Genomic DNA, 20,944 nt, shown 5'->3' on the forward strand with positions numbered 1-20,944 from the left:
ACAAAACAAACCCTTGGCGGGCTGTCAAACCGGAATAGGGCCCTTTCGCGGGCCACACGTGGAGAATTGGAATAACTTTTTCTTCAAGGGTAACACCCTAAGTTGAGGGCGGAATGCCCAGGGGCGGCCAGCCGGACATGAAGCAACTCCGTAACAACGTCATTCGCGCCGGGCTGGGAGCACTCTATTTCAGCGGGGCGCACCATCTGCTGCGCCCGCTGCTGTCGGGCGTCGGCGCCATTTTCATGCTGCACCATGTGCGGCCGGCTCGTGAGCGCGTATTCCAGCCAAACCGGCATCTCGAGGTCACCCCCGACTTCCTGCGTGCGACGCTGCGCCATTTGCGCGCGCGCGAGATCGACATCGTCAGCATGGACGAGCTGCACGAACGGCTGGTGCAAGGCCGCTTCGACCGCCGCATCGCCGCCTTCACCCTCGACGACGGCTATCGCGACAACTGGGAGCACGCTCTTCCGGTGCTGCGCGAATTTGACGCGCCCGCGACCATCTATGTTGCCAGCGACTTCGCTGAGGGCACCGGACGCCTGTGGTGGACCGCGCTCGAGGCCGTCATCGCCAAGGCCGAGCAGGTCGACGTGCGGATCGGCCATTCCGCGTTGCGGCTCGATGCGAGCACGCCTGCCGCGAAGCAGGCGGCGTTCGACCGCCTGCATGACTGGCTCCGCGCTCTTCCGGGCGAGCACGATCTGAAGCGCGAGATCGAGGCGCTGTGCGCCGCCCACGGTATCGACATGGAAGCGCTGTGCCGCAGCCTCTGCCTGTCCTGGGACGAGGTGAAGCGGCTCGCGGCCGATCCACTGGTCACGATCGGCGCCCACACCGTCAGCCATTGCAATCTCGCCAAGCAGAGCGAGGAGATCGCCGCGCAGGAGATGGCAGTCAGCCGGGTGCGGATCGAGAACGCGCTGGAGCGTCCGGTGCTGCATCTCGCCTATCCCTATGGCGACCGCGAGGCAGCCGGGATGCGCGAATTCGCGCTCGCCGCATCCGCCGGCTTCAAGACCGCGGTGACGACACGGCCCGGCATGCTGTTCGCAGGGAACGCCGGCCACATGACCGCGCTGCCGCGCGTCTCGCTCAACGGCAACTACCAGGACGCGCGCATTCTGCCGGTGCTGACCTCGGGCGCCGCGACCGCGATGTGGAACGGCTTTCGCCGGTTTGCCGCGGCTTGACTGTTGTCCCGGCCTTCGCCGGGACAACACCGAGTTGACACCCCTCCCCTCGGCGCTCAAAACGGCGCCAACCCAAGGGAGGCACCATGTCCAACGATCTGTTTTCGCTCAAAGGCCGCATCGCACTCGTGACCGGCGGCTCGCGCGGCATCGGCAAGATGATCGCGGCCGGATTCCTCGGAGCAGGTGCGGCGAAGGTCTACATCACCGCGCGCAAGGCGGGCCCTTGCGAAGCCACCGCGAAAGAGCTCTCGGCGCAATATGACGGCGAGTGCATCGCGCTGCCGATCGACATCTCGACCGTCGAAGGCTGCGACAAGCTGGCCGGCGAAATCATCAAGCTCGAGCCGAAGCTCGACATCCTCGTCAACAACGCCGGTGCGGCATGGGGTGCCGAGTTCGACGAATTCCCCGAAAGCGGCTGGGACAAGGTGATGGACCTCAACGTCAAATCGCTGTTCTTCCTGACCAAGGCTTTGGCAAAGCCGCTGCGCGCGGCGGCGTCGCACGAGCGGCCCGCCAAGGTCATCAACATCGCCTCCGTCGACGGCATCTTCGTCAATCCGGGCGAGACCTATTCCTACGCCGCGAGCAAGGCTGCCGTAATCCATCTGACGCGGCGCATGGCGACGAAACTGATCAAGGACAACATCAATGTCACCGCGATCGCACCGGGCGCCTTCAAGTCCGACATGAACCGCGCCGCGCGCGATCATTCAGACGACGTCGCAAAACGTATTCCCGCGCGGCGCATCGGCACCGACGAGGACATGGCAGGCGTTGCGATCTACCTCGCTTCGCGTGCGGGCGACTACGTCGTCGGCAACACCATCGCGGTCGATGGCGGTGTGGTGTACGCGAATGCGGGGCTGGAGATCGCGGGGTAGTTGGCGAGGGATAGCGCGACACCCTCTGCTGTCATGCCCCGCGAAGGCGGGGCATCCAGTACGCCGCAGCTTCTCGGCTGGAGCACAGCCGCCTCTGGAATACTGGATCACCCGCTCCAGTGCGCAAGTGCGCACAAGGCGGGTGATGACACCATTTGCATGACGCGAGCGTTCGCCCCTAACGCCTACGACTCGATCCTCACATACTCAAAATCACCCGGCTTGTTGTCGATGCCGACCTTCGGCGGCGAAATCCACGACGCGAACTTGCCGGTTTCCGTGACGGGCTGCATCAGCGAGGTGATAAAGTCGCCGTCGGCGGTCGAAGGCAGCCAGTCGTCCTTGCGCTTCGCCCAGGTGGCGTCGTCGATCAAGATGCCGTCGGGCGTCGCGTGCACGTCCTTGAACTCGCCGATATGGCGGTGGAAGGCAACGTTGGGCAGCGTCAGCTTGAAATCGTAGCCGGCGGTCGAGATCACCTTGTTCCAGCGCAACATGCCCTTGACGCAATCCTGGCTGTAGTCGTCGCGCAGGCGCATGTTGAGCGCGGTCAGCGCCGGCTCGTCGACCAGCTTGATCTCGCCGTCGATGAACTTGAGCACCGGATAGGTGGCGTTCTTGAGCTGGTGATCGTCGTCGATCTGGGTCTCGTGATAGCGGCCCTTGATGCCGGTGTTGAAGGCATTGGCCGCGTTGGTCGAGACTTCCGAGCCGAACAGATCGAGCGACAGCGTGTAGTGCAGGTTCAGCTTCTTCTGGATGGTCGGAAGATCGATCACGCCGAGCGCGCGGACTTTGGCGATATCCGTGGGATCGGTGATGCCGGCCTCGCGCATCGCATCGCAGGTGCGCTGCACGACGCGGGTGATGCCGGTCTCGCCGACGAACATGTGGTGCGCTTCCTCGGTCAGCATGAAGCGGCAGGTGCGCGACAGCGGATCGAAGCCGGACTGCGCCAGCGAGTGCAGCTGCATCTTGCCATCGCGGTCTGTGAAGTAGGTAAACATGAAGAACGACAGCCAGTCCGGCGTCGCCTCGTTGAAGGCGCCCAGCATGCGCGGCGCGTCGGCATCGCCGGAGCGGCGGCGCAGCAAATCATCGGCTTCCTCGCGGCCGTCGCGGCCAAAGTACTTCTGCAGCAGGTAGACCATCGCCCAGAGGTGGCGACCTTCCTCGACGTTCACCTGAAACAGATTGCGCATGTCGTAGAGCGAGGGCGCAGTCTTGCCGAGATGGCGCTGCTGCTCGACCGAGGCCGGCTCGGTGTCGCCCTGGATCACGATCAGCCGGCGCAGCATGGCGCGATATTCGCCCGGGACTTCCTGCCAGGCAGGCTCGCCCAAGTGCTCGCCGAAGGGAACGGCGCGGTTCTCTTCCTGCGGCGCAAGCAGGATGCCCCAGCGATAGTCGGGCATGCGGACATAGTCGAACTTGGCCCAGCCGCGCGGATCGACGGAGTAAGCGGTGCGCAAGTAAACCAGCGATTCCTGGAAACCTTCCGGCCCCATGTCGCTCCACCAGTCCATATAGCCGGGATGCCAGCCTTCAAGCGCCTTCAGCACCTGGCGGTCTTCGGCGAGATTCACGTTGTTCGGAATCTTGGTCGAGTAGTCGACGTTCATGATGTTCATGGCCGTGCTCCTTGGTCGGTCTCGTGTCCCGGACGCAGTGCGGCGCGAAGTGCTGCACTGCTGAGCCGGGACCTATGTCTGGTTCGCCTGGGTCCCGGTTCTGCGTCGCATCGCTTCGCGCTGCGCCGCGCCCGGGACACGGCAGTCGTTACACCCGTGTCATATCGAATTTCGGCTTCTGGCCGCTGCCGTAGCGGCGCAGCGCGCCTTCCTCGCCGACGGCATTGGGGCGCTGGAAGATCCAGTTCTGCCACGCGGTCAGCCGTGAAAAGATTTTCGATTCCATCGTCTCGGGGCCGACAAAGCGCAGGCTCGCTTCCATGCCGGTGAGACTATCCGGCGAGAAGCTCGCGCGCTCCTCCAGGAAGACGCGGACTTCGTCGTCCCAGTCGATATCGTCGAGCGCGAAGGTGACGAGGCCGAGCTCCTCGGCCTGCTCGGCGTCGAGCGCTGTGCCGAGCGTGGCTTCGGCACGCTCCACGTCCGCCGGATCGGCCTGGAAGCGCGACTGAAGCCGCGTCAGGCCGTGGCTCATCGGATACGGGCCGAAATTCATGGCGGAAAGCTCGATCGAGGGCGGCGGCTGGTTGTCACCCTGGCGCGTGCCGACCAGCATGTAGGAGCGGTCGGCGGCGAAGACGAGCTCGGCCAAGGTGCCGGCAAAGCAGGAGCCGGGCTCGACCAGCGCCACCAGCGTGCGCGAGGTGACGTCGATGCGCTTGAGCACGCGCTTCCAGTAGTGGCGGATCTCGTTGACCAGCCAGTGCGCCTTGTTGGCTTCGAGGAAGGCATCGCTGGCGAGCACGTGGGCGCGGTCGCCATGGCTCTTGAACACCAGCATGGCGATCTCGAGCTCGTTGATGCGCAAGTGCAGGATGGCGTCGTCGAGCTCGCGCGCCACTTGCAGCGGCCAAAACGATGCGCCCTGCGCCATCATGCCGTCGATGTCGGCGGGGGCTGCCGCCTCCGGCGCCTTGATCGAGATGGTGGCAATGCGTGCGGCGCGGTCGATATCGACGGTCACAAAACCATAGCGGATGCTGGTCTCGTCGATCGCGCGCTTGAGCGGGGAGAGCGCGATGCCCTTGCCGCTGCCGGCGCGCTTCGACGCGGCCGCAAATTCCCTGGCGCGCTCGACGATCCTGGCCTCCAGCTTGGAGTTCGGCGCGATCTCGTCGACGAGGCGCCATTGCACGGCGCGCTTGCCCTTCACGCCTTCCTCGATGGTGCAGAAGAAGTCGGCGTGATCGCGGCGCACTTTGCGCTTGTCGACGACGCGGGTGAGACCGCCGGTGCCGGGCAACACCGCGAGCAGCGGCACTTCGGGTAACGCCACGGCGGAAGCGCCGTCGTCGGCGAGAATGATGTGGTCGGTCGCGAGCGCGAGCTCATAGCCGCCGCCGGCAGCGGAGCCGTTCACGACAGTGATGAAGCGCTGGCCGGAATTCTCGGACGAGTCTTCCATGCCGTTGCGGGTCTCGTTGGTGAACTTGCAGAAGTTCACCTTGTGGGCATGGGTCGAGCCCGCGAGCATGCGGATGTTGGCGCCGGCGCAGAACACGCGGTTCTTGGCCGAGCGCATCACCACGACCTTCACCTCGGGATGCTCGAAGCGCAGCCGCTGGACCACGTCGGCAAGCTCGATGTCGACGCCGAGATCGTAGGAGTTGAGCTTGAGCAGGTAGCCCTCGAACAGGCCGCCATTCTCGTCGACGTCCATGGTCAGCGTCGCGACGTCACCATCGACCGCCAGCTTCCAGTGCTTGTAGCGGGACGGTTCGGTCTGGAAATCGATGAATGTCGCGCCGCCTGCGAGGCGCCGATCTTCCCCGGCCATGGGCCACCCTTGAGCTTGTTTTCGCTATACCGTTAGATGCACAATAATGCATATTTTGAGAGGCGTCTAGCCTGAATCTGGACCACACATGCACTTTGCTTCATCAGAGTGTCCGGGGCGCAGGTAGGCCGCCCTATACGCGTCACGCGGCTTGGAGACCTCGGTCGTCCCGCAAGGCGGCCTTCGCAAATTGCTCGATTGCGTCAAGCGTTGGCACGGGCGCTTCACGCTGAGGGGAATGCCCCGCGCCTGGAACGATCGTCAGATCGACCGGGCAATAGCATTCCTCCTGCGCGATCTCTGCCTGACGCAGTGTTCCGTATTGGTCGTCCACCCCTTGAAGGACCAGCACCGGAACGCGGATGTAGGCCAGATATTCCGAGATGTCCCAATCGCGGAATTTCGGATCGAGCCAGGCGCCGTTCCAGCCGTAGAAGGCGTTGTCGACGTCGTTGTGCCAGCGCGCGAGCTTTGCCTTGAGATCGGTGGTTTCGTACGTCGTCTTGATCGCGGCGATCGACTCCACCGAGATGTCCTCGACGATGAAATGCGGCGCGATCAGCGCGATGCCTTGCAGGCGATGATCCTGATGCGCGCCGGCATAGATCGCCGCGATCGAGCCGCCGTCGGAATGGCCGAGCAAGAGGCCACGCTTGAAGGGAATGGCATCGAGCACCTTCGGCAGCACGTCGAGCGCCTCGCGTTGCATGTAGTCGAGCGGCCGCGGCAGCGCGACCTTACTCGACTGGCCATAGCCCGCCCGTGAATAGGTGAAGATGCCGGCGCCGGTCGTTTGCTGGAGCTTTTCCGGAAAGTCATTCCACAGGCCGACGGAGCCGAGGCCTTCGTGCAGCATGACGATGGTCGGCGCATCGGCGCTTTGCGGCGCGAGCCATTTGTATTCGAGACGGGCCGCGCCGATGCTGAGGAAGCCGGTGGGGGCGAGAGTCATTTCTTCGTCCGTCCTTCTCCGTCGTCATGCCCGGGCTTGACCCGGGCATCCACGTCTTTCCTCAATCGCGGTCGCGCGTGGATGGCCGGGACAAGCCCGGCCATGACGGCTTGTTGCTAATTCGCGCCGTCGCGCAGCTTGAACCGCTGGATCTTTCCAGTCGCCGTCTTCGGCAGCGAGTCCACCACGTCGATCCAGCGTGGATATTTCCACGGGCCGATCTTCTGCTTGACGTGATCCTTCAGCATCTCCTGCAAGTCCGTCGTCTTCACGCCCGGACGCAGCACGACGAAGGCCTTTGGCTTCAGCAGGCCCTCCGGATCGGCCTCGGGCACGACGGCGGCTTCCAGCACCGCCGGATGCGTGATCAGCGCGCTCTCGACCTCGAACGGCGAGACCCAGATGCCGGAGACCTTGAACATGTCGTCGGCGCGGCCGCAGAAGGTGTAACGGCCTTCGGCATCCCTGACGTATTTGTCGCCGGTGCGGGTCCAGGGGCCTTCAAAGGTGCGACGGCTCTTGTGGCGCTGGTTCCAGTAGCCCTCGCCGGCCGAGGGCGCATCGACCAGTAGTTCACCGACCTCGCCGTCGGCGACGTCCTGCCCGGCCTCGTTGACGAGCCGCACCGCATAGCCCGGTACCGGTTTGCCGGACGAGCCGTATTTGATATCGCCGGGCGCGTTCGAAAGGAAGATGTGCAAGAGCTCGGTCGAGCCGACGCCGTCGAGAATGTCGACACCAAAGCGCGACTTCCAACCGTTTCCGACGGATTCCGGCAGCGCCTCGCCGGCCGAGGTGCAGATGCGCAAGCTCTTGCCGCCGCGCTCGCTTTTCATCGCTTCGTCGTTGAGCATCGCCGCGAACAATGTCGGCACGCCGTAGAAGATCGACGGATTGTATCTGTTCATCAGATCGAACATCCGCGCGGGTGTCGGCCGCTCGCTGTTCAGGATCGTGGTGGCGCCGACCGACATCGGGAAGGTCAGCGCATTTCCGAGGCCATAGGCGAAGAAAAGTTTTGCGGCGGAGAGGCCGACGTCGTTCTCACGAATGCCGAGCACCTTGCTCGCGTAAGTGTCGGCGGTGGCCTGCAAGTTCGAATGCAGATGCCGCACGCCCTTGGGCATGCCGGTCGAGCCGGACGAATAGAGCCAGAATGCCGGCTCGTCCGGATGCGTGGCAACCGTGGGGAACTGATCGCTCTCATCAGCGATCTCTTCGGCGAGTTGCTTGTGGCCATTCTGCTTGGCGCCGGAGACCACGACATGCTCGAGATCCGGCATGCGGCCGACGACGTCCTTGATGACGGGATAGAGCGCCTCGGACACGAACAGCACGCGGGCGCGGCAGTCGGCGAGGATATAGGCGTATTGGTCCGCGGTGAGCAGCGTGTTGAGCGGCACCGGCACGATGCCGGCACGGATCGCGCCCAAGAACACGATCGGGAAGTCGACTGTATCCAGCATGATCATCGCCACGCGCTCTTCGCGGCGGACGCCGAGCCGGCGCAGCATGTTGGCAGCGCGGCGGGTCTCGCGCTGGAGCTCGCCATAGGTCAGCCGCGAGACGGTGTCGTCGAAGACGATCTTGTTGCCCCGGCCTTCCTCGACGTTACGGTCGAGCAGCCAGGTCACCGCGTTGTAGGATCCCTCGCTCACGGTCGTCTCCCCCGAATTTAGAATTATAATTCATAGAAAGACACTGTGACGGCTTGCTGTCAATGCCAGCAGGCATTATGTTTCATTAAAGCGCGCGGCAAGACCTTCTTTAAACAAGACCTCCTTCAAAGAAAGCATCCGCTAAAGAAGGCTCATGACCGACAGTCCCGACGCCGAATCCCGCTTTCTCGAACAGCTCGGCCAGCGCGTGCGCACCATGCGCGCGTTGCGCGGCATGTCGCGCAAGGTGCTCGCCAAGGTATCAGGAATTTCGGAGCGCTACATCGCACAGCTCGAAAGCGGCAAGGGCAATGTCTCGATCGTGCTGCTGCGCCGCGTCTCCGACGCGATGGGCGCGCATCTGGAAGACCTGCTGCCCTCAGCCGATCCGACGCCGGACTGGCAGATGTTTCGCGATCTCTTGCGCAAGGCGACGCCGGCGCAGATCGCGCAGGCCAAAGATCTGCTCGCCGGCGGCACCGCCTCCGCGCCGCGGCGCGCGCCGTTCTGCGGCATCGCGCTGATCGGCCTGCGCGGCGCCGGCAAGTCCACGCTCGGGCGGATGCTGGCGAAAAAGATCGGCTGGAGCTTTGTCGAGCTCAACAAGGAGGTCGAGCAGCAGAACGGCCTCTCGGTCGCCGAGATCATCGCGCTCTACGGCCAGGAAGGCTTTCGCCGCATGGAGCAGGCTGCGCTGCAACAGCTGCTCGCGCGCAACGAGCTGATGGTGCTGGCGACCGGCGGCGGCATCGTGTCCGAGCCGCTGACCTTCGACCAGATCCTGTCGTCGTTTTACACGATCTGGCTGAAGGCCGAGCCGGAAGAGCACATGGCCCGCGTCCGCCGCCAGGGCGATCTGCGCCCAATGGCGGATGATCGCTCTGCGATGGCGGAACTGCGCAATATCCTGCTCAGCCGCGAGCCGCTCTATGCGCGCGCGACGGCGGTGGTGGATACGGCGGGGCTGAGTGTCGATGCGGCGGCTGCAAGGCTGATCGATGCGGTGCGGCCGGTGCTGCAGAACGAAGCCCGCAGCTTCGGGCTGCGCAGCGTGGCGCTTTAGGCCGGGACTTCAGGAATGACCGACAGCGACGTCACCACCTCCATGTTCGAGCGGATCGGCGGCCGTGCCACGATCGACCTGTTGGTCGACCGCTTCTACGACCGCATGGATGCGCTACCGGAGGCAAAAATCATCCGCGCGATGCATGCGGACGATCTCGGCCTGATCAGGGACGTGCTGAAGCGCTATCTCACCGAATGGACCGGTGGCCCGAAGCTCTATTCTCCCGAGAAAGGCCATCCACGGCTGCGGCAACGGCACATCGGCTTTGCCATCGGCGACACCGAGCGCGATGCGTGGCTGCTGTGCATGCGCGGCGCGATGGAGGAGACGGTCACTGACGCTGCCGCGCGGCAGGACCTCGATCGTGCATTGTCCGGCCTCGCCGACTGGATGCGCAACCGGCCGTGAGCGCGTCGATCAAGGCCGACGTGCAGCGTCCTCGGGTATCGCTTCGCCGACCCGGACTGCAAGTCATCAGACGCGGCTAGACCGACCAGTAATTCGGATGCGGATAGGGCCGCGAGCGGTCGCCCCAATCGAACCCGTCGCCGTCGAACTCACATGGACCACTGCTGAACTCGTCCATGGTAAGCTCGACCTGGAACGCCTGACGTGTTCGATCGTATTTCAGCGCGCTCCACTGCAGAGGATAGTGGTGGTGGGTACTGAGCAGCCCGCCGGTCTTGATCACGGCATAGGCGACTGTTCCGCTCACCTTGTCGAGCATCAATCGCTCGATCGTGCCGAGCTTAGTGCCGTCGCGCCCGTAGACGGCGACGTGCTCCACCCGATCACTGGGAACCATGGTGTGTTGCATGGCATGCTCCCTGGTTTGTGTGGAGCAGATTATAGCTCCGTGGTTGAGGTCACAGCAATTGCGAGCGCACTGCATCGACGCCCTCTCGCAGCAGCGGCAAGAAGCGGCCGAGCAGCTCCTGCGCCGGCACGCGATCGACATGGGCGCCCATGTTGATGGCGGCGATGATCGCGCCGTCATAGCGGCGGACCGGAACCGAGATCGAGCGGAAATGCGGCTCGGCTTCGCGGTCGACCAGTGAATAGCCCTGTGCGCGATCGGCGGCGATCCGCCCGAGCAGCGTCTTGGGATCGGTCAACGTCTGCGGCGTCAGCGCCTCGCGCTTCGCTGCCTTCAGGCGCGCGAGACAATCCGCGTCGTCGAGCTGGCCGAGCATGGCGCGGCCGACCGAGGTGCAGAAGGCCGGCAGCCGATACCCGATCTCCAATCCGCCGGAGAACATCCGCGCCGGGCTGCTGCGCGCGATGAACACGACGTCGTCACCATCGAGCACCGCGAGCGAGGAGATTTCGTTGGCCGCGGTGGCGACGCGATCGAGCACGGGCTGCAGCACCGTGACGAGCTGGTTGGAGCGCAGATAGGACGCCGCCAGCGTCAGCACATGCGGCGTCAGCGAGAACAGTTTTCCGTCGCCACTGACAAAGCCGCCGCGCTGGAGCGTGAATAGCATGCGCCGCGCGGTGGCGCGCGGCAGCTCGGCGGCGCGGGCGAGATCGCTCAGGGTCATCGGGCCCGAGTTGGTGCCGAAGCATTGCAACAGGCGCAGGCCGCGATCGAGCGCTTCGACGAAATCCGTCGCGCGCTCGTCGGTCTCGCTTCGTTTCAGCTTGGGCATGGGGTGGGGAATGTCCTGCAAAATAGTGCTTGCTGCCGATCCAAGGCATGTCATAATTCGCCCATTCGTTCAATAGGCGAACAGACGCCATTCCACTAAGGATGCACTCGCCATGATGAGCCAGGAGCAGAACGACCTGATCACCCGCACCGGGCCGAAAGACCCCTGCGGCAAGCTGATGCGGAGCTACTGGCAGCCGGCAGCGCTGGTCGACGAGCTCGAGGGCGAGCGGCCGATCCGGCCCGTCAGGCTGCTCGGCGAGAACCTGGTGCTGTTTCGCGACGAGACGGGACGCTATGGCCTGATCGATCGTCATTGCGCCCATCGCGGTGCCGATCTTGCCTTCGGGCGGCTCGAGCATGGCGGCCTGCGCTGCGCCTTCCACGGCTGGCTGTTCGACGCCACCGGCCAATGCATCGAAACGCCGGCCGAGCCGAAGGATTCAAAACTCTGCCAGAACATCCGGCAGCGCTCCTATCCCGTGGTGGAGAAGAGCGGCATCCTCTGGGCCTACCTCGGCGAGGGTGAGCCGCCGGCATTTCCCGAGATCGACTGCTTTGTCGCACCTGGCACGCACACGTTTGCGTTCAAGGGCCACATGGCCTGCAACTGGCTGCAGGCACTCGAGGTCGGCATCGATCCTGCGCACGCCTCCTATCTGCATCGCTTCTTCGAGGACGAGGACACGTCGGCCGCCTATGGCAAGCAGTTCCGCGGCGCTTCGGCCGGCTCGGATCTGCCGATGACAAAGATCCTGCGCGAATACGACCGCCCGATCATCAATGTCGAGCACACCGAGTATGGGCTCCGGCTGATCGCGCTGCGCGAGATCGACGAGGAGCGGACGCATGTGCGCGTCACCAACCAGCTGTTCCCGCATGGCTTCGTCATCCCCATGAGCACGGAGATGACGATCACGCAGTGGCACGTGCCGATCGACGACGAGAACTGCTACTGGTACGCGATCTTCACCAGCTACTCGAACCCGGTCGACAAGATGAAGATGCGCGACCAGCGGCTCGAGCTCTACGAGCTGCCCGACTACAAGTCGCGCAAGAACCGCAGCAACGACTACGGCTTCGATCCGCATGAGCAGCAGACCGCGACCTATACCGGCATGGGCAACGACATCAACGTCCACGACCAGTGGGCGGTGGAATCGATGGGCGCGATCCAGGACCGCACCAAGGAGCACCTCGGCTCGAGCGACAAGGCGATCGTGCAGTATCGCCGCCTGCTGCGGCAGGAGATCGAGAAGGTCGGCGGCGGCGAGAAGCCGATGCTGTTCCTGGACGAGGCCAATGCGCGCTCCATTCAGGGCCCGGCGACCATGGACGGCATCGGCCCGACGCGCGGTTGGGAGACCTACTGGATGGAAGTCGACGTCAAGCGCCGGCGCGGCGCGCCGTGGACCGCGCCGGTGCCGAAGGAGATCGCGGAGAACGTGCATCGGCTGACGGCGGCGGAGTGACGGTGACGATCTATCCTCGTCATTGCGAGCGCAGCGAAGCAATCCAGTCTGCCTCCGCGGACACATTTCTGGATTGCTTCGCTTCGCTCGCAATGACGGAGAATGTGGCGCATGCTTTGCGTCTCACGACTAGAGGAGTAGCAAAGTGACTTTCGTCGCGCGTCATGCGCTGTGGTCGGATGAGCAGACGGACGCCGCGACGCGCATGCGCCGCATCGTCGAGGACAAGAACCTCGAGGTCATCCGCCTCGCCTTCCCCGACCAGCACGGCATCTTGCGTGGCAAGACCATCATCGCCGCCGAGGCGATCGCCTCACTGGAGAGCGGCTGCTCCATCACCACCACCATGCTCGCCAAGGACACCTCGCACCGCACGGTGTTTCCGGTGTTCACGTCAGGCGGCGGCTTCGGCATGAAGGAGATGGAGGGCGCGGCCGACGTGCTGATGGTCGCCGATCCCACCACCTTTCGCGTGCTGCCATGGGCGCCGGCGACGGGCTGGGTGTTGTGCGATCTCTATTTCAACGACGGCCGTCCGGTGCCGTTCGCGACGCGCGGGCTTTATCGCAAGGTGCTCGACGAGCTCGGCCGCCGCGGCCACGATTTCGTCGCCGGCCTCGAGGTCGAATTCCACATCTTCAGGCTCGACGACCCGCATATGCGCCCGGAGGACGCGGGACAACCCGGCACGCCGCCGTCGGTGAGCCTGCTCTCTCACGGCTATCAATATCTCACCGAGCAGCGTTTCGATCAGATGGAGCCGGTGCTGGAGATCCTGCGGCGCGACATCGTCGCGCTCGGGCTGCCTTTGCGCTCCGTCGAGGTCGAGTTCGGGCCGAGCCAGTGCGAATTCACCTTTGCGCCGAAGAAGGGCCTGGAGCCTGCCGACAACATGGTGCTGTTTCGCAGCGCCGTGAAGCAGATCGCGCGCCGGCACGGCTATCACGCCACCTTCATGTGCCGGCCGAAACTGCCGAATTTGTTCGCGAGCGGCTGGCACCTGCACCAGTCGATCGTCTCGCGCGCGGGCGGCGAGAACGTTTTCATGGCCAAGGACGGTAGCGAGCCCCTCAGCGCTTTCGGCCGTGCCTATCTCGCCGGGCTGCTCGATCACGCCCGTGCGGCCACCGTGTTCACCACGCCCACCATCAACGGCTACAAGCGCTACCGCTCCTATTCGCTGGCGCCGGACCGCGCGATCTGGGGCCGTGACAATCGCGGCGTGATGATCCGCGTGCTCGGTGGCGCGGGCGATGCTGCCACGCGCCTGGAAAACCGCGTCGGCGAGCCCGCCGCCAATCCCTATCTCTATATGGCGGCCCAGATCCTCTCAGGTCTCGACGGCGTCGACCGCAAGCTCGATCCCGGTCCCTCCGCCGACACGCCCTACGAGACCAAAGCGCCGTTCTTGCCGAAGAGCCTGCGCGATGCCGTCTCTGCGCTGAAGGACGATCCGTTCTTCCGCGAAAAATTCGGCGCGGAGTTCATCGACTACTACACCCACATCAAAAATGCCGAGATCGACCGCTTCCTCGCGGAGGTGACCGACTGGGAGCAACGCGAATATTTCGAGATGTTTTGATTTCGGCGATGGTGAGGGCGCAGCCCTCTCCTTCGTCATTGCGAGCGTAGCGAAGCATTCCAGGATCTTTCCGCGGAGGCAGTCTGGATTGCTTCGCTACGCTCGCAATGACGGGGAGAGAGGGGAACTCAAATCCCCAGATACTTATGCTGTAGATCCGGCTCGGCCATCAGCTCGTCCGATGTGCCGCTCCACACGGTGTTGCCGCGCTCGATGATGAAGTGGCGGTCGCAGATGCGGGCGAGGTGGTCGACGTTCTTGTCGACGACCAGGATCGACTGGCCGCGGCTCTTCAGGAGCGACAGGCAGCTCCAGATTTCTCCGCGGATCAGCGGCGCCAGCCCCTCGGTCGCTTCATCCAGGATCAGGAGCTTTGGGTTGGTCATCAGCGCGCGGCCGATGGCGAGCATCTGCTGCTCGCCGCCGGAGAGCTGGTTGCCCATGTTGGCGGCGCGCTCGGCAAGGCGCGGGAACAGCAGGTAGATCGCAGCGAGCGTCCAGGGATTGGCGCTGTTGAAGCGGTCGGCGGCGGCAGCAACCAGGTTTTCGCGCACGGTGAGGTTCGGAAAAATCTGGCGGCCCTCAGGCACCAGCCCGATGCCGAGCTTGGCGATCCGGTACGACGGTAGCTGCCGGACTTCCGTGCCCGCAAAACGGATGCTTCCGGCGCGCGCCGGCGTCAGGCCCATGATGGAGCGGATCGTTGTGGTCTTGCCCATGCCGTTGCGGCCCATCAGCGAGACCATCTCGCCCGGCTTGATCGACAGGGACAGGCCGAACAGCACCTGGCTGAGGCCGTAGCAGGTCTCGATGCTGTCGACGTCGAGCAGCGCGTCAGCCATCCCTTTTTCAGCCATGGTGCGTCACCACATGCTGATCGCCGAGATAGGCGCGCTTGACGTCCTCGTTGGCGCGGATCGCGGCCGGGTCGCCGGAGGCAATGACGCGGCCATAGACCAGCACCGAGATGCGGTCGGCCAGCGCGAACACCGCGGGCATGTCGTGCTCGACCAGCACGATCGAGACCTCTTTGCGCAGCTCCTGGAGCAGCGTCACCATACGCTGGGATTCGGTGACGCCGAGGCCCGCCATCGGCTCGTCGAGCAGCAGCAGTTTTGGCTTGCTGGCCAGCGCGACCGCAAGCTCGATCTGGCGCCGCTCGCCATGGCTGAGCCTGCTCACTACGACGTCGGCTCGGTGCAACAGGCCGACGCGGTCGAGCGCGGCATGCGCGGCATCGCGCAGGCCCCTCTCCTTGCGGGCATTGGCGAAGAAACGGAATGAGTGACCTGCATGCGCCTGCGCCGCCAGCGCGACATTGTCGGCGGCGGTGAAGTCGAGCAGCAGGGAAGTGATCTGGAACGAACGTGCGAGGCCCAGCGCGCAGCGGCGATAGGCCGGCAGATAGGTGATATCGCGGCCGCCCAACGAGACGCTGCCGGAATGCGGCTCGAGATGCCCGGTGAGCTGGCTGATCAGCGTGGTCTTGCCGGCGCCGTTCGGGCCGATGATGGCGTGCAGCTCGCCCGCGGCAACGTCGAGCGAGACGTTATCCGTCGCTGTGATGCCGCCGAAACGGCGCACCAGCTTTTCGACGCGGAGCAGCGGTTCAGCCACGATTGAGCCTCCCCAGCAGGCCCATGATGCCGCCACGGCCGAACAGCACGATCAGCAGCAGCAGCGGACCCATGATCAGCGCCCAATATTCGGTGATCTGCGACAGAAACTCTTCCAGCAGCAGATAGACCACAGCGCCCATGACAGGGCCGAACAGCGTGCCCATGCCGCCCAGGATCACCATCACCATGAGATCGCCGGAGCGGGTCCAGTACATCATGGCCGGGCTGACGAAATCGGTGTTGTTGGCGAGCAGCGCGCCGGCGAGCCCGCACATGGTGCCGGAGATGACGAAGCAGACCAGCTGGTAGCGCTTGGCGGGAAAGCCGATCGCCTGCATGCGCTGCTCGTTGGAACGCAGGCCCTGCACCACGAGGCCGAAGCGCGAATTGACGATGCGCCAGATCAGGAAGATCACCGCGAACAGGCAGGCCAGGCAGAGATAATAGAACTGCGTCCGGTTCGACAGGTTGATCAGCCCGGAGAAGTCGCTGCGCTTGTAAACGGTCAAGCCGTCGTCGCCGCCATAACGTGCGAGGCCCGAGGCGACGTAATAGGCCATCTGCGCGAAGGCGAGCGTGATCATGATGAAATAGACGCCGCGGGTACGCAGAGACAGCGCGCCGATCACCAGAGCGTAGATCGCAGACGCCGCGAGCGCGACGGGAAACTGGATGAAGCCGGAGCCTGTGCCTTCCTGCGCCAGCATGCCGACGGCGTAGCCGCCTATGCCGAGATAGACAGCGTGGCCAAAACTCATCATGCCGCCAAACCCCATGATGAGGTTGAGGCTTGCCGCCGCCAGCGCCAGGATGACGATGCGGGTGAACAGCGTCATGATGAAGATGTTGCCGGACAGGTACGAATAGAGCGGCAGCAGCAAGAGGCCCGCCAGCATCAGGGCCGTGACGGCCTTGCTCACAGTAAAAGCCTTCATCGACGGTTGGCCGGGAACAGCCCCTCCGGCCGCACCACCAGCACGATCGCCATCAGCAGGTAAATCAGCATGGACGACAGCGCGGGCGCGGCGGTGGAGGCAGCGGCGCCACTCAGCACCTGCCGCAGCAGATTGGGCAGGAAGGCGCGGCCGAGCGTGTCGATCATGCCGACGAAGATCGCAGCGAGGAACGCGCCGCGGATCGAGCCGATGCCGCCGATCACGATGATGACGAAGGCGAGGATGAGGATGTTCTCACCCATGCCGATCTGCACGGTGAGGATCGGCGCCTGCATCATGCCGGCCAACCCCGCGAGCGCGGCACCGAGCCCGAACACCAGCGTGTAGAGCAGCTTGATGTTGATGCCGAGCGCGCCGATCATCTCGCGGTTGGAGGCGCCGGCACGGATCAGCATGCCGATGCGGGTGCGCATCACGCCGAGGTAGAGCAGCAGCGCCACCAGCAGTGCGACGACGATGATGGCGAGGCGGTACGCCGGATAGTGGATGCCGGGCAGGATCGGCACCGGCACCGTGAGCCAGGCCGGCAGCGGCAGCGCGAGGCCCGCCGGGCCCCAGATCACCCGCACGGCTTCATTGAAGAACAGGATCAGGCCGAAGGTCGCGAGCACGTGGTCGAGATGATCGCGCCCATAGAGATGCCGCAGCGCACTCATCTCGAGCACGATGCCGAGCACAAGAGTCGCGCCTAGCGCCAGCAACGCGCCGAGCAGGAAGCTGCCGGTCCACGCCGCGAAGGTCGCGGCAAAATAGGCGCCCATCATGTAGAGCGAGCCGTGCGCGAGGTTGACGAGATCCATGATCCCGAACACCAGCGTCAGGCCGGCGGCGAGCAGAAACAGCAGCAGGCCGAACTGCAATCCGTTCAAGAATTGTTCGACGACGAGCAGCATCAAAACTCTTTCAGGCGCATACGGACGCGCGCCGATGTTCGAACACAGTCGCCATCAGTGAAAGAGCTCCCCCCGCCTCTACAAGGCCGAAAAATGGGTAATGGCAGTATCGTTCCGAGGCAAGAGCGATTCCGCGCCAGACATGCACTTTGTTGCATGCCGGTGCATGCGATCAAAATCAGGCCGTGCAAAACCGGCCCTGCAAGAAGGCTGCCGAGCAGGGTGGGTCAGCCTGCCGCACCCAAACGATCACCCTCCCGCCGTTGCCGGAGAGAGGGTGTGCCGCTTGTCGGAATGGAGATACGTCTAGTGCGACGTGATCTGGTGGGGGAGATCATCCGGCTCGTTGAGCTCGCTGTTGGCCGTCGAGGCCTCCAGCGCCGCCATCCGGAACAGATAGGCCAGCGTCGCCAACCCGGTGTCTTCGGCCATCTGCGCCAGCTCGAGCGCCATGTCGGACATGTAGCCGAGATTCTCGTCCTTGGTTTGCGCCATGATCTGGCTGTCTCGCATCATGTTCGACATCTCAGGCGCTCTTTCGTTGCGCGGCGGTGCGGCCGCAGAGGTTGGCGTGGGCGACGGCATCCAGACGCGGGCCGTCCTGACGCACGACCGAAGCCATGCCGACACGATCATGCAGGGAATCGACCGTCTCCTGACGAACGTCGACGGTGGCCGCCATGGTCCAGGCTTTCTCCACGAGCTCCGGCAGACCAAGCGGGGTGACGACGAAGCCGGCCTCATGGAAGCGCGGCAACCACCACGTCTCCATGATCGCGCTGACCTGCGCGATGCCCTGGCTGAGGCAAAACTCCTGCACCGCTGCCATGAGTTGCAGATTGAGAGCTCCGTCGCGGCGGTCGCGTACGACGAAATAGCGCGACCATTCCCAGACCAGCGGATCCGCAGGGCAGCCGCGAATCGCCGCCAGATGCGGGAAGACCTCGCTCATCATCGAGGGCTTGGTCGTCGGGTAGAGCCGGTGGCCGCCAATGACGCGGCGCCCCTCGAGCGCAAGCAGATAGACGGTGTCCTCGTTGTCGTAGGAGTCGATCTCGCGGCAATCCGGTTTGCGCAACGTTTCCCAGTGCCGCTCTTCGACAAAGATGTCGTGACGTAGCCGGAAATGCTGCTCGATAACGTCTTCGTAAAGGTGGCGATTTAGCGCGGTAATTGCATGAATCATGAAAGCCCCCATCTTTCCTCAATGGGGGGCAGCCTCTGCGAAAAGAGGCCGGCTCGGTATTGGGAAATTTCCCAGTATGTCGCTTAGGGACTGATGATCTTGTGGCGGATTGCCAACGCAACCGCATGCGTACGGTTGACCGCTCCCAGTTTGCGCGCGGCGGTTGCAAGATGCTCCTCGGCGGTGCGCTGCGTAATGTGCAGGATCTCGCCGATCTCCCAGGCCGACTTGCCTTGCGAGGCCCAGACGATCACCTCGCGCTCGCGCGGGGTGAGGCGCGTCAACTGATGCGGCGTCGGATCGAGCAGACGGCGAATATGATCAAAGCCATACATCGCCATCAGGTGCAGGGCCGGCTTGCTGCGGGCATTGAGATCGAGATGGATGCCGCCAAGCGAGACGGCCGCCTCATATCCGGTCAGCCCGTGAATCGGGACGATGAAGCCGCGCGACATGCGAAAATCGGTGGCGCGGTTCATGACCTCCGCCGCACCCGGATCGAGCTCGGCATTGTAAGGCGCTTCCGACCATTCAAACGGGTTGACCGATTGCCGGCACATCCGCACCACCGGGTCAACGCGGTCATAATTGTTCTCGGTGTACAGGCTGAACCATGCCGCCGGCCAGCGCTTGGCGAGCACCATCTGCGCGAACCGCTGGTCGGGATTCGGCAACCCCGTCACGATAATGGTTTCGAAGCCAAAGCGTCCGAAGGCCCCTTCGAGCGCATTCATTGCGTCCGGAACCCTACGATAGGCTTGCAGCCCTTCGATGAAGTCCAGCGCTTCCCGGCCATAGTCGACGGCGGACATCGGTGCGTTCCCTGACCCTCGCCGCTCCGTATAGCACGTCTTTAGGGGCCGCCTCAATTCGCCGCTTCCGTAGTTTCCCGGTGTGCCATTGGCTCCGCAGATTCAATCTACTTGTGGAGGAAGTGACGTCAAGTTACACCTAAGGCGTCTAGAGCGGGAAAGCCACGATGGAAGACGAGAACATCGCCCTCAACAGCGTGCTCGGCCTGGAATTGAATCGCGTGTTTTTCGCCGTGCGCGATACGGCAAACAAGCAGAAGATCATCGAGTTCGCGCGCGACGTGCTGCAAAGCGAGCGCGACGAGCTCGTTGACAGCGCCTCACCGGAAAACCCTGCGGGCTAGCATGCAGGTCGCAGCAGACGGCGCCGATGCAACCGATCGCGCGACGATGCTTTCAATTTTAGCGCGCTGCTTTTGGTCGAAACACCCTGACTGCGACGTTCCCCGTGCTCCTCCGCCTCCACTAAAGTCACACTTGCCGCTGGATGACATCACCGCTGTCGTGAGATGATCGCCGCCACGATCGTCTTTCGGATGCCAAGACCATGATGACTCTGCGCCAGGTTGAAGTGATCCGTGCCGTGATGGTGACGGGCACCATTGGCGGCGCGGCGAAGCTGTTGAACGTGTCGGCGCCGGGGATCAGCCGCCTGGTCAAATACACTGAGCGCTCGCTCGGCATCCGCTTCTTCCAGCGCCAGAACGGCCGCTACTTCCCGACGCCGGAAGCCGAGAACATTTTCGAGCAGATCAACGGCGTCTACAAGAAGGTCGACGATCTCTCCGAGATCATCTCCAAGATCGGCCGCGGCGGATTGTCGGAACTGCGGATCGGCTCGGTGCCGAGCATCTCGCAGGTGATGGTGCCGCGCGCGATCGAGCGCGTCCGCCGCCGCTATCCTGATCTCGGCATCGACATCAACATCCTCAAGCTCGAGGAAGCGATCGACTATCTCATGCTCGGCCGCGGCGAATGCGTGGCGATGAGCTACCGGCTGGAGCATTCCGGCCTCGACTTCATGCCGCTCGCCTCGGGCGAGCTCTATTGCATCGTGCCGCCCGGCCACGAGCTTGCCGGCCGCAAGCAGGTCTCCGCCGCGGAGATCACCCGCTATCCGCTGATCGGCATCGATCCGAACGATCCCTACGGCCGGATCATGGCCGAGATCTTTGCGCGCCACCGCCTCGACTACAACATCACCATCCGTGCGCGCTTCGGCACCACGGTCTGCGCGCTGGTGAAGGCCGGGCTCGGCATTGCCATCATCGACCAGTTCACGGTGGCCCATGGCGGCTATCCCGGCATCGAGCTGCTCAAGATCACCGAGCCGACGCGGTTCGACACCTATATCGCAGTCAAGCGCGGCGCACCGCTGTCGCTCCATGTCGAGTATTTCATCGAGTCGCTGCGCGCCGAGATGCGCGCGGTCGAGCCGTCCCGAGGCAACGGCAAGGCCACTTCAGGGCGTGGACGGAAGAAATAACATTATGTTAGGTTTACCGGATAAATGGGTAATTGTGTTAGGCGGAGGAAAGACTATCGT

The 20,944-nt window shown here is 63.9% G+C and carries 21 protein-coding genes; 8 read left to right on the forward strand and 13 right to left on the reverse strand.

All coding sequences use genetic code 11. The features are described 5' to 3' along the window. Positions 1–137 precede the first annotated feature (137 nt). Positions 138–1,196 (forward strand): polysaccharide deacetylase family protein, encoded by a 1,059-nt coding sequence (locus ABID59_RS18145; RefSeq protein ID WP_148751072.1) that lies wholly within the window; start codon positions 138–140, stop codon positions 1,194–1,196. Positions 1,197–1,282: 86 nt separating this feature from the next. Continuing rightward, on the forward strand, positions 1,283–2,083 hold the full coding sequence (locus ABID59_RS18150; RefSeq protein WP_354084239.1) for an SDR family oxidoreductase: 801 nt from the start codon (positions 1,283–1,285) through the stop codon (positions 2,081–2,083). A gap of 185 nt (positions 2,084–2,268) precedes the next feature. Here ABID59_RS18150 and boxB read toward each other — a convergent pair whose 3' ends face one another. From boxB to ABID59_RS18170, 4 genes are all read right to left on the reverse strand, one after another. Continuing rightward, positions 2,269–3,705, reverse strand: coding sequence for a benzoyl-CoA 2,3-epoxidase subunit BoxB (boxB, locus tag ABID59_RS18155; RefSeq protein WP_354084316.1), 1,437 nt, complete (start codon positions 3,703–3,705; stop codon positions 2,269–2,271). A 157-nt stretch (positions 3,706–3,862) separates the two neighbouring features. After that, the gene (gene boxC, locus ABID59_RS18160; protein ID WP_354084240.1) at positions 3,863–5,551 is read right to left on the reverse strand and encodes a 2,3-epoxybenzoyl-CoA dihydrolase; all 1,689 of its coding nucleotides are present in this window, start codon (positions 5,549–5,551) and stop codon (positions 3,863–3,865) included. Between the two features lie 142 nt (positions 5,552–5,693). Next, a complete protein-coding gene (locus ABID59_RS18165) occupies positions 5,694–6,503 on the reverse strand; it encodes an alpha/beta fold hydrolase (protein ID WP_354084241.1) in 810 nt (269 codons plus the stop codon). Between the two features lie 116 nt (positions 6,504–6,619). After that, entirely contained in the window at positions 6,620–8,161 is a 1,542-nt protein-coding gene (locus tag ABID59_RS18170; protein ID WP_354084242.1) for a benzoate-CoA ligase family protein, read from the reverse strand. 154 nt (positions 8,162–8,315) lie between these two features. Between ABID59_RS18170 and ABID59_RS18175 the strand changes: the two genes are divergently transcribed. Beyond that, positions 8,316–9,224: a helix-turn-helix transcriptional regulator gene (locus ABID59_RS18175; RefSeq protein ID WP_148750984.1), complete on the forward strand. Its 909-nt coding sequence runs from the start codon at positions 8,316–8,318 to the stop codon at positions 9,222–9,224. 15 nt (positions 9,225–9,239) lie between these two features. Then, positions 9,240–9,635, forward strand: coding sequence for a group II truncated hemoglobin (locus ABID59_RS18180; RefSeq protein WP_354084243.1), 396 nt, complete (start codon positions 9,240–9,242; stop codon positions 9,633–9,635). Between the two features lie 76 nt (positions 9,636–9,711). On the opposite strand, the gene ABID59_RS18185 is transcribed toward ABID59_RS18180, so the two are convergent. Both ABID59_RS18185 and ABID59_RS18190 read right to left on the reverse strand, forming a co-directional pair. Further along, positions 9,712–10,044 carry a PRC-barrel domain-containing protein gene (locus ABID59_RS18185; protein ID WP_354084244.1) on the reverse strand — a complete coding sequence of 111 codons (333 nt, stop codon included), beginning with the start codon at positions 10,042–10,044 and terminating at the stop codon, positions 9,712–9,714. Between the two features lie 49 nt (positions 10,045–10,093). Further along, entirely contained in the window at positions 10,094–10,879 is a 786-nt protein-coding gene (locus ABID59_RS18190; RefSeq protein WP_354084245.1) for an IclR family transcriptional regulator domain-containing protein, read from the reverse strand. A gap of 112 nt (positions 10,880–10,991) precedes the next feature. Between ABID59_RS18190 and ABID59_RS18195 the strand changes: the two genes are divergently transcribed. Both ABID59_RS18195 and ABID59_RS18200 read left to right on the forward strand, forming a co-directional pair. Continuing rightward, complete coding sequence (locus ABID59_RS18195; protein ID WP_354084246.1) at positions 10,992–12,350, forward strand: aromatic ring-hydroxylating dioxygenase subunit alpha; 1,359 nt, start codon at positions 10,992–10,994, stop codon at positions 12,348–12,350. Between the two features lie 145 nt (positions 12,351–12,495). Further along, positions 12,496–13,932, forward strand: coding sequence for a glutamine synthetase family protein (locus ABID59_RS18200; protein ID WP_354084247.1), 1,437 nt, complete (start codon positions 12,496–12,498; stop codon positions 13,930–13,932). A gap of 128 nt (positions 13,933–14,060) precedes the next feature. On the opposite strand, the gene ABID59_RS18205 is transcribed toward ABID59_RS18200, so the two are convergent. The 7 genes from ABID59_RS18205 to ABID59_RS18235 all read right to left on the reverse strand — a co-directional run bounded on the left by ABID59_RS18205 (position 14,061) and on the right by ABID59_RS18235 (position 19,398). Further along, a complete protein-coding gene (locus ABID59_RS18205) occupies positions 14,061–14,789 on the reverse strand; it encodes an ABC transporter ATP-binding protein (protein ID WP_354084248.1) in 729 nt (242 codons plus the stop codon). Continuing rightward, positions 14,782–15,549: an ABC transporter ATP-binding protein gene (locus ABID59_RS18210; RefSeq protein ID WP_148750990.1), complete on the reverse strand. Its 768-nt coding sequence runs from the start codon at positions 15,547–15,549 to the stop codon at positions 14,782–14,784. Before ABID59_RS18210 ends, ABID59_RS18205 begins: the two co-directional genes overlap by 8 nt. Beyond that, entirely contained in the window at positions 15,542–16,486 is a 945-nt protein-coding gene (locus tag ABID59_RS18215; protein ID WP_148750991.1) for a branched-chain amino acid ABC transporter permease, read from the reverse strand. The genes ABID59_RS18210 and ABID59_RS18215 overlap by 8 nt, the downstream gene beginning before the upstream one ends. Further along, on the reverse strand, positions 16,483–17,400 hold the full coding sequence (locus tag ABID59_RS18220; RefSeq protein WP_354084249.1) for a branched-chain amino acid ABC transporter permease: 918 nt from the start codon (positions 17,398–17,400) through the stop codon (positions 16,483–16,485). The genes ABID59_RS18215 and ABID59_RS18220 overlap by 4 nt, the downstream gene beginning before the upstream one ends. Before the next feature lie 306 nt (positions 17,401–17,706). Further along, on the reverse strand, positions 17,707–17,925 hold the full coding sequence (locus ABID59_RS18225; RefSeq protein ID WP_354031496.1) for a hypothetical protein: 219 nt from the start codon (positions 17,923–17,925) through the stop codon (positions 17,707–17,709). A 1-nt stretch (position 17,926) separates the two neighbouring features. Further along, the gene (locus ABID59_RS18230) at positions 17,927–18,586 is read right to left on the reverse strand and encodes an acyl-homoserine-lactone synthase (RefSeq protein ID WP_354084250.1); all 660 of its coding nucleotides are present in this window, start codon (positions 18,584–18,586) and stop codon (positions 17,927–17,929) included. An 83-nt stretch (positions 18,587–18,669) separates the two neighbouring features. Further along, the gene (locus tag ABID59_RS18235; protein ID WP_354031494.1) at positions 18,670–19,398 is read right to left on the reverse strand and encodes a helix-turn-helix transcriptional regulator; all 729 of its coding nucleotides are present in this window, start codon (positions 19,396–19,398) and stop codon (positions 18,670–18,672) included. A 167-nt stretch (positions 19,399–19,565) separates the two neighbouring features. Between ABID59_RS18235 and ABID59_RS18240 the strand changes: the two genes are divergently transcribed. Both ABID59_RS18240 and ABID59_RS18245 read left to right on the forward strand, forming a co-directional pair. Next, entirely contained in the window at positions 19,566–19,742 is a 177-nt protein-coding gene (locus tag ABID59_RS18240; RefSeq protein WP_354084251.1) for a hypothetical protein, read from the forward strand. A 203-nt stretch (positions 19,743–19,945) separates the two neighbouring features. Then, positions 19,946–20,884, forward strand: coding sequence for a LysR family transcriptional regulator (locus ABID59_RS18245; RefSeq protein ID WP_354031493.1), 939 nt, complete (start codon positions 19,946–19,948; stop codon positions 20,882–20,884). Positions 20,885–20,944 lie beyond the last annotated feature (60 nt).

The sequence above is a fragment of the Bradyrhizobium sp. S3.3.6 genome, assembly GCF_040546905.1.
In the GTDB taxonomy this organism is placed as follows: domain Bacteria; phylum Pseudomonadota; class Alphaproteobacteria; order Rhizobiales; family Xanthobacteraceae; genus Bradyrhizobium; species Bradyrhizobium cytisi.

What these genes read in the sequence shown, in the direction of transcription:
- ABID59_RS18145 (WP_148751072.1), top strand. Translation starts at nt 138, where the DNA reads ATGAAGCAACTCCGTAACAACGTCATTCGCGCCGGGCTGGGAGCACTC.
- ABID59_RS18150 (WP_354084239.1), top strand. Translation starts at nt 1,283, where the DNA reads ATGTCCAACGATCTGTTTTCGCTCAAAGGCCGCATCGCACTCGTGACC.
- boxB (WP_354084316.1), bottom strand. Translation starts at nt 3,705, where the DNA reads ATGAACGTCGACTACTCGACCAAGATTCCGAACAACGTGAATCTCGCC.
- boxC (WP_354084240.1), bottom strand. Translation starts at nt 5,551, where the DNA reads ATGGCCGGGGAAGATCGGCGCCTCGCAGGCGGCGCGACATTCATCGAT.
- ABID59_RS18165 (WP_354084241.1), bottom strand. Translation starts at nt 6,503, where the DNA reads ATGACTCTCGCCCCCACCGGCTTCCTCAGCATCGGCGCGGCCCGTCTC.
- ABID59_RS18175 (WP_148750984.1), top strand. Translation starts at nt 8,316, where the DNA reads ATGACCGACAGTCCCGACGCCGAATCCCGCTTTCTCGAACAGCTCGGC.
- ABID59_RS18180 (WP_354084243.1), top strand. Translation starts at nt 9,240, where the DNA reads ATGACCGACAGCGACGTCACCACCTCCATGTTCGAGCGGATCGGCGGC.
- ABID59_RS18185 (WP_354084244.1), bottom strand. Translation starts at nt 10,044, where the DNA reads ATGCAACACACCATGGTTCCCAGTGATCGGGTGGAGCACGTCGCCGTC.
- ABID59_RS18190 (WP_354084245.1), bottom strand. Translation starts at nt 10,879, where the DNA reads ATGCCCAAGCTGAAACGAAGCGAGACCGACGAGCGCGCGACGGATTTC.
- ABID59_RS18195 (WP_354084246.1), top strand. Translation starts at nt 10,992, where the DNA reads ATGATGAGCCAGGAGCAGAACGACCTGATCACCCGCACCGGGCCGAAA.
- ABID59_RS18205 (WP_354084248.1), bottom strand. Translation starts at nt 14,789, where the DNA reads ATGGCTGAAAAAGGGATGGCTGACGCGCTGCTCGACGTCGACAGCATC.
- ABID59_RS18215 (WP_148750991.1), bottom strand. Translation starts at nt 16,486, where the DNA reads ATGAAGGCTTTTACTGTGAGCAAGGCCGTCACGGCCCTGATGCTGGCG.
- ABID59_RS18220 (WP_354084249.1), bottom strand. Translation starts at nt 17,400, where the DNA reads ATGCTGCTCGTCGTCGAACAATTCTTGAACGGATTGCAGTTCGGCCTG.
- ABID59_RS18225 (WP_354031496.1), bottom strand. Translation starts at nt 17,925, where the DNA reads ATGTCGAACATGATGCGAGACAGCCAGATCATGGCGCAAACCAAGGAC.
- ABID59_RS18230 (WP_354084250.1), bottom strand. Translation starts at nt 18,586, where the DNA reads ATGATTCATGCAATTACCGCGCTAAATCGCCACCTTTACGAAGACGTT.
- ABID59_RS18235 (WP_354031494.1), bottom strand. Translation starts at nt 19,398, where the DNA reads ATGTCCGCCGTCGACTATGGCCGGGAAGCGCTGGACTTCATCGAAGGG.
- ABID59_RS18240 (WP_354084251.1), top strand. Translation starts at nt 19,566, where the DNA reads ATGGAAGACGAGAACATCGCCCTCAACAGCGTGCTCGGCCTGGAATTG.
- ABID59_RS18245 (WP_354031493.1), top strand. Translation starts at nt 19,946, where the DNA reads ATGATGACTCTGCGCCAGGTTGAAGTGATCCGTGCCGTGATGGTGACG.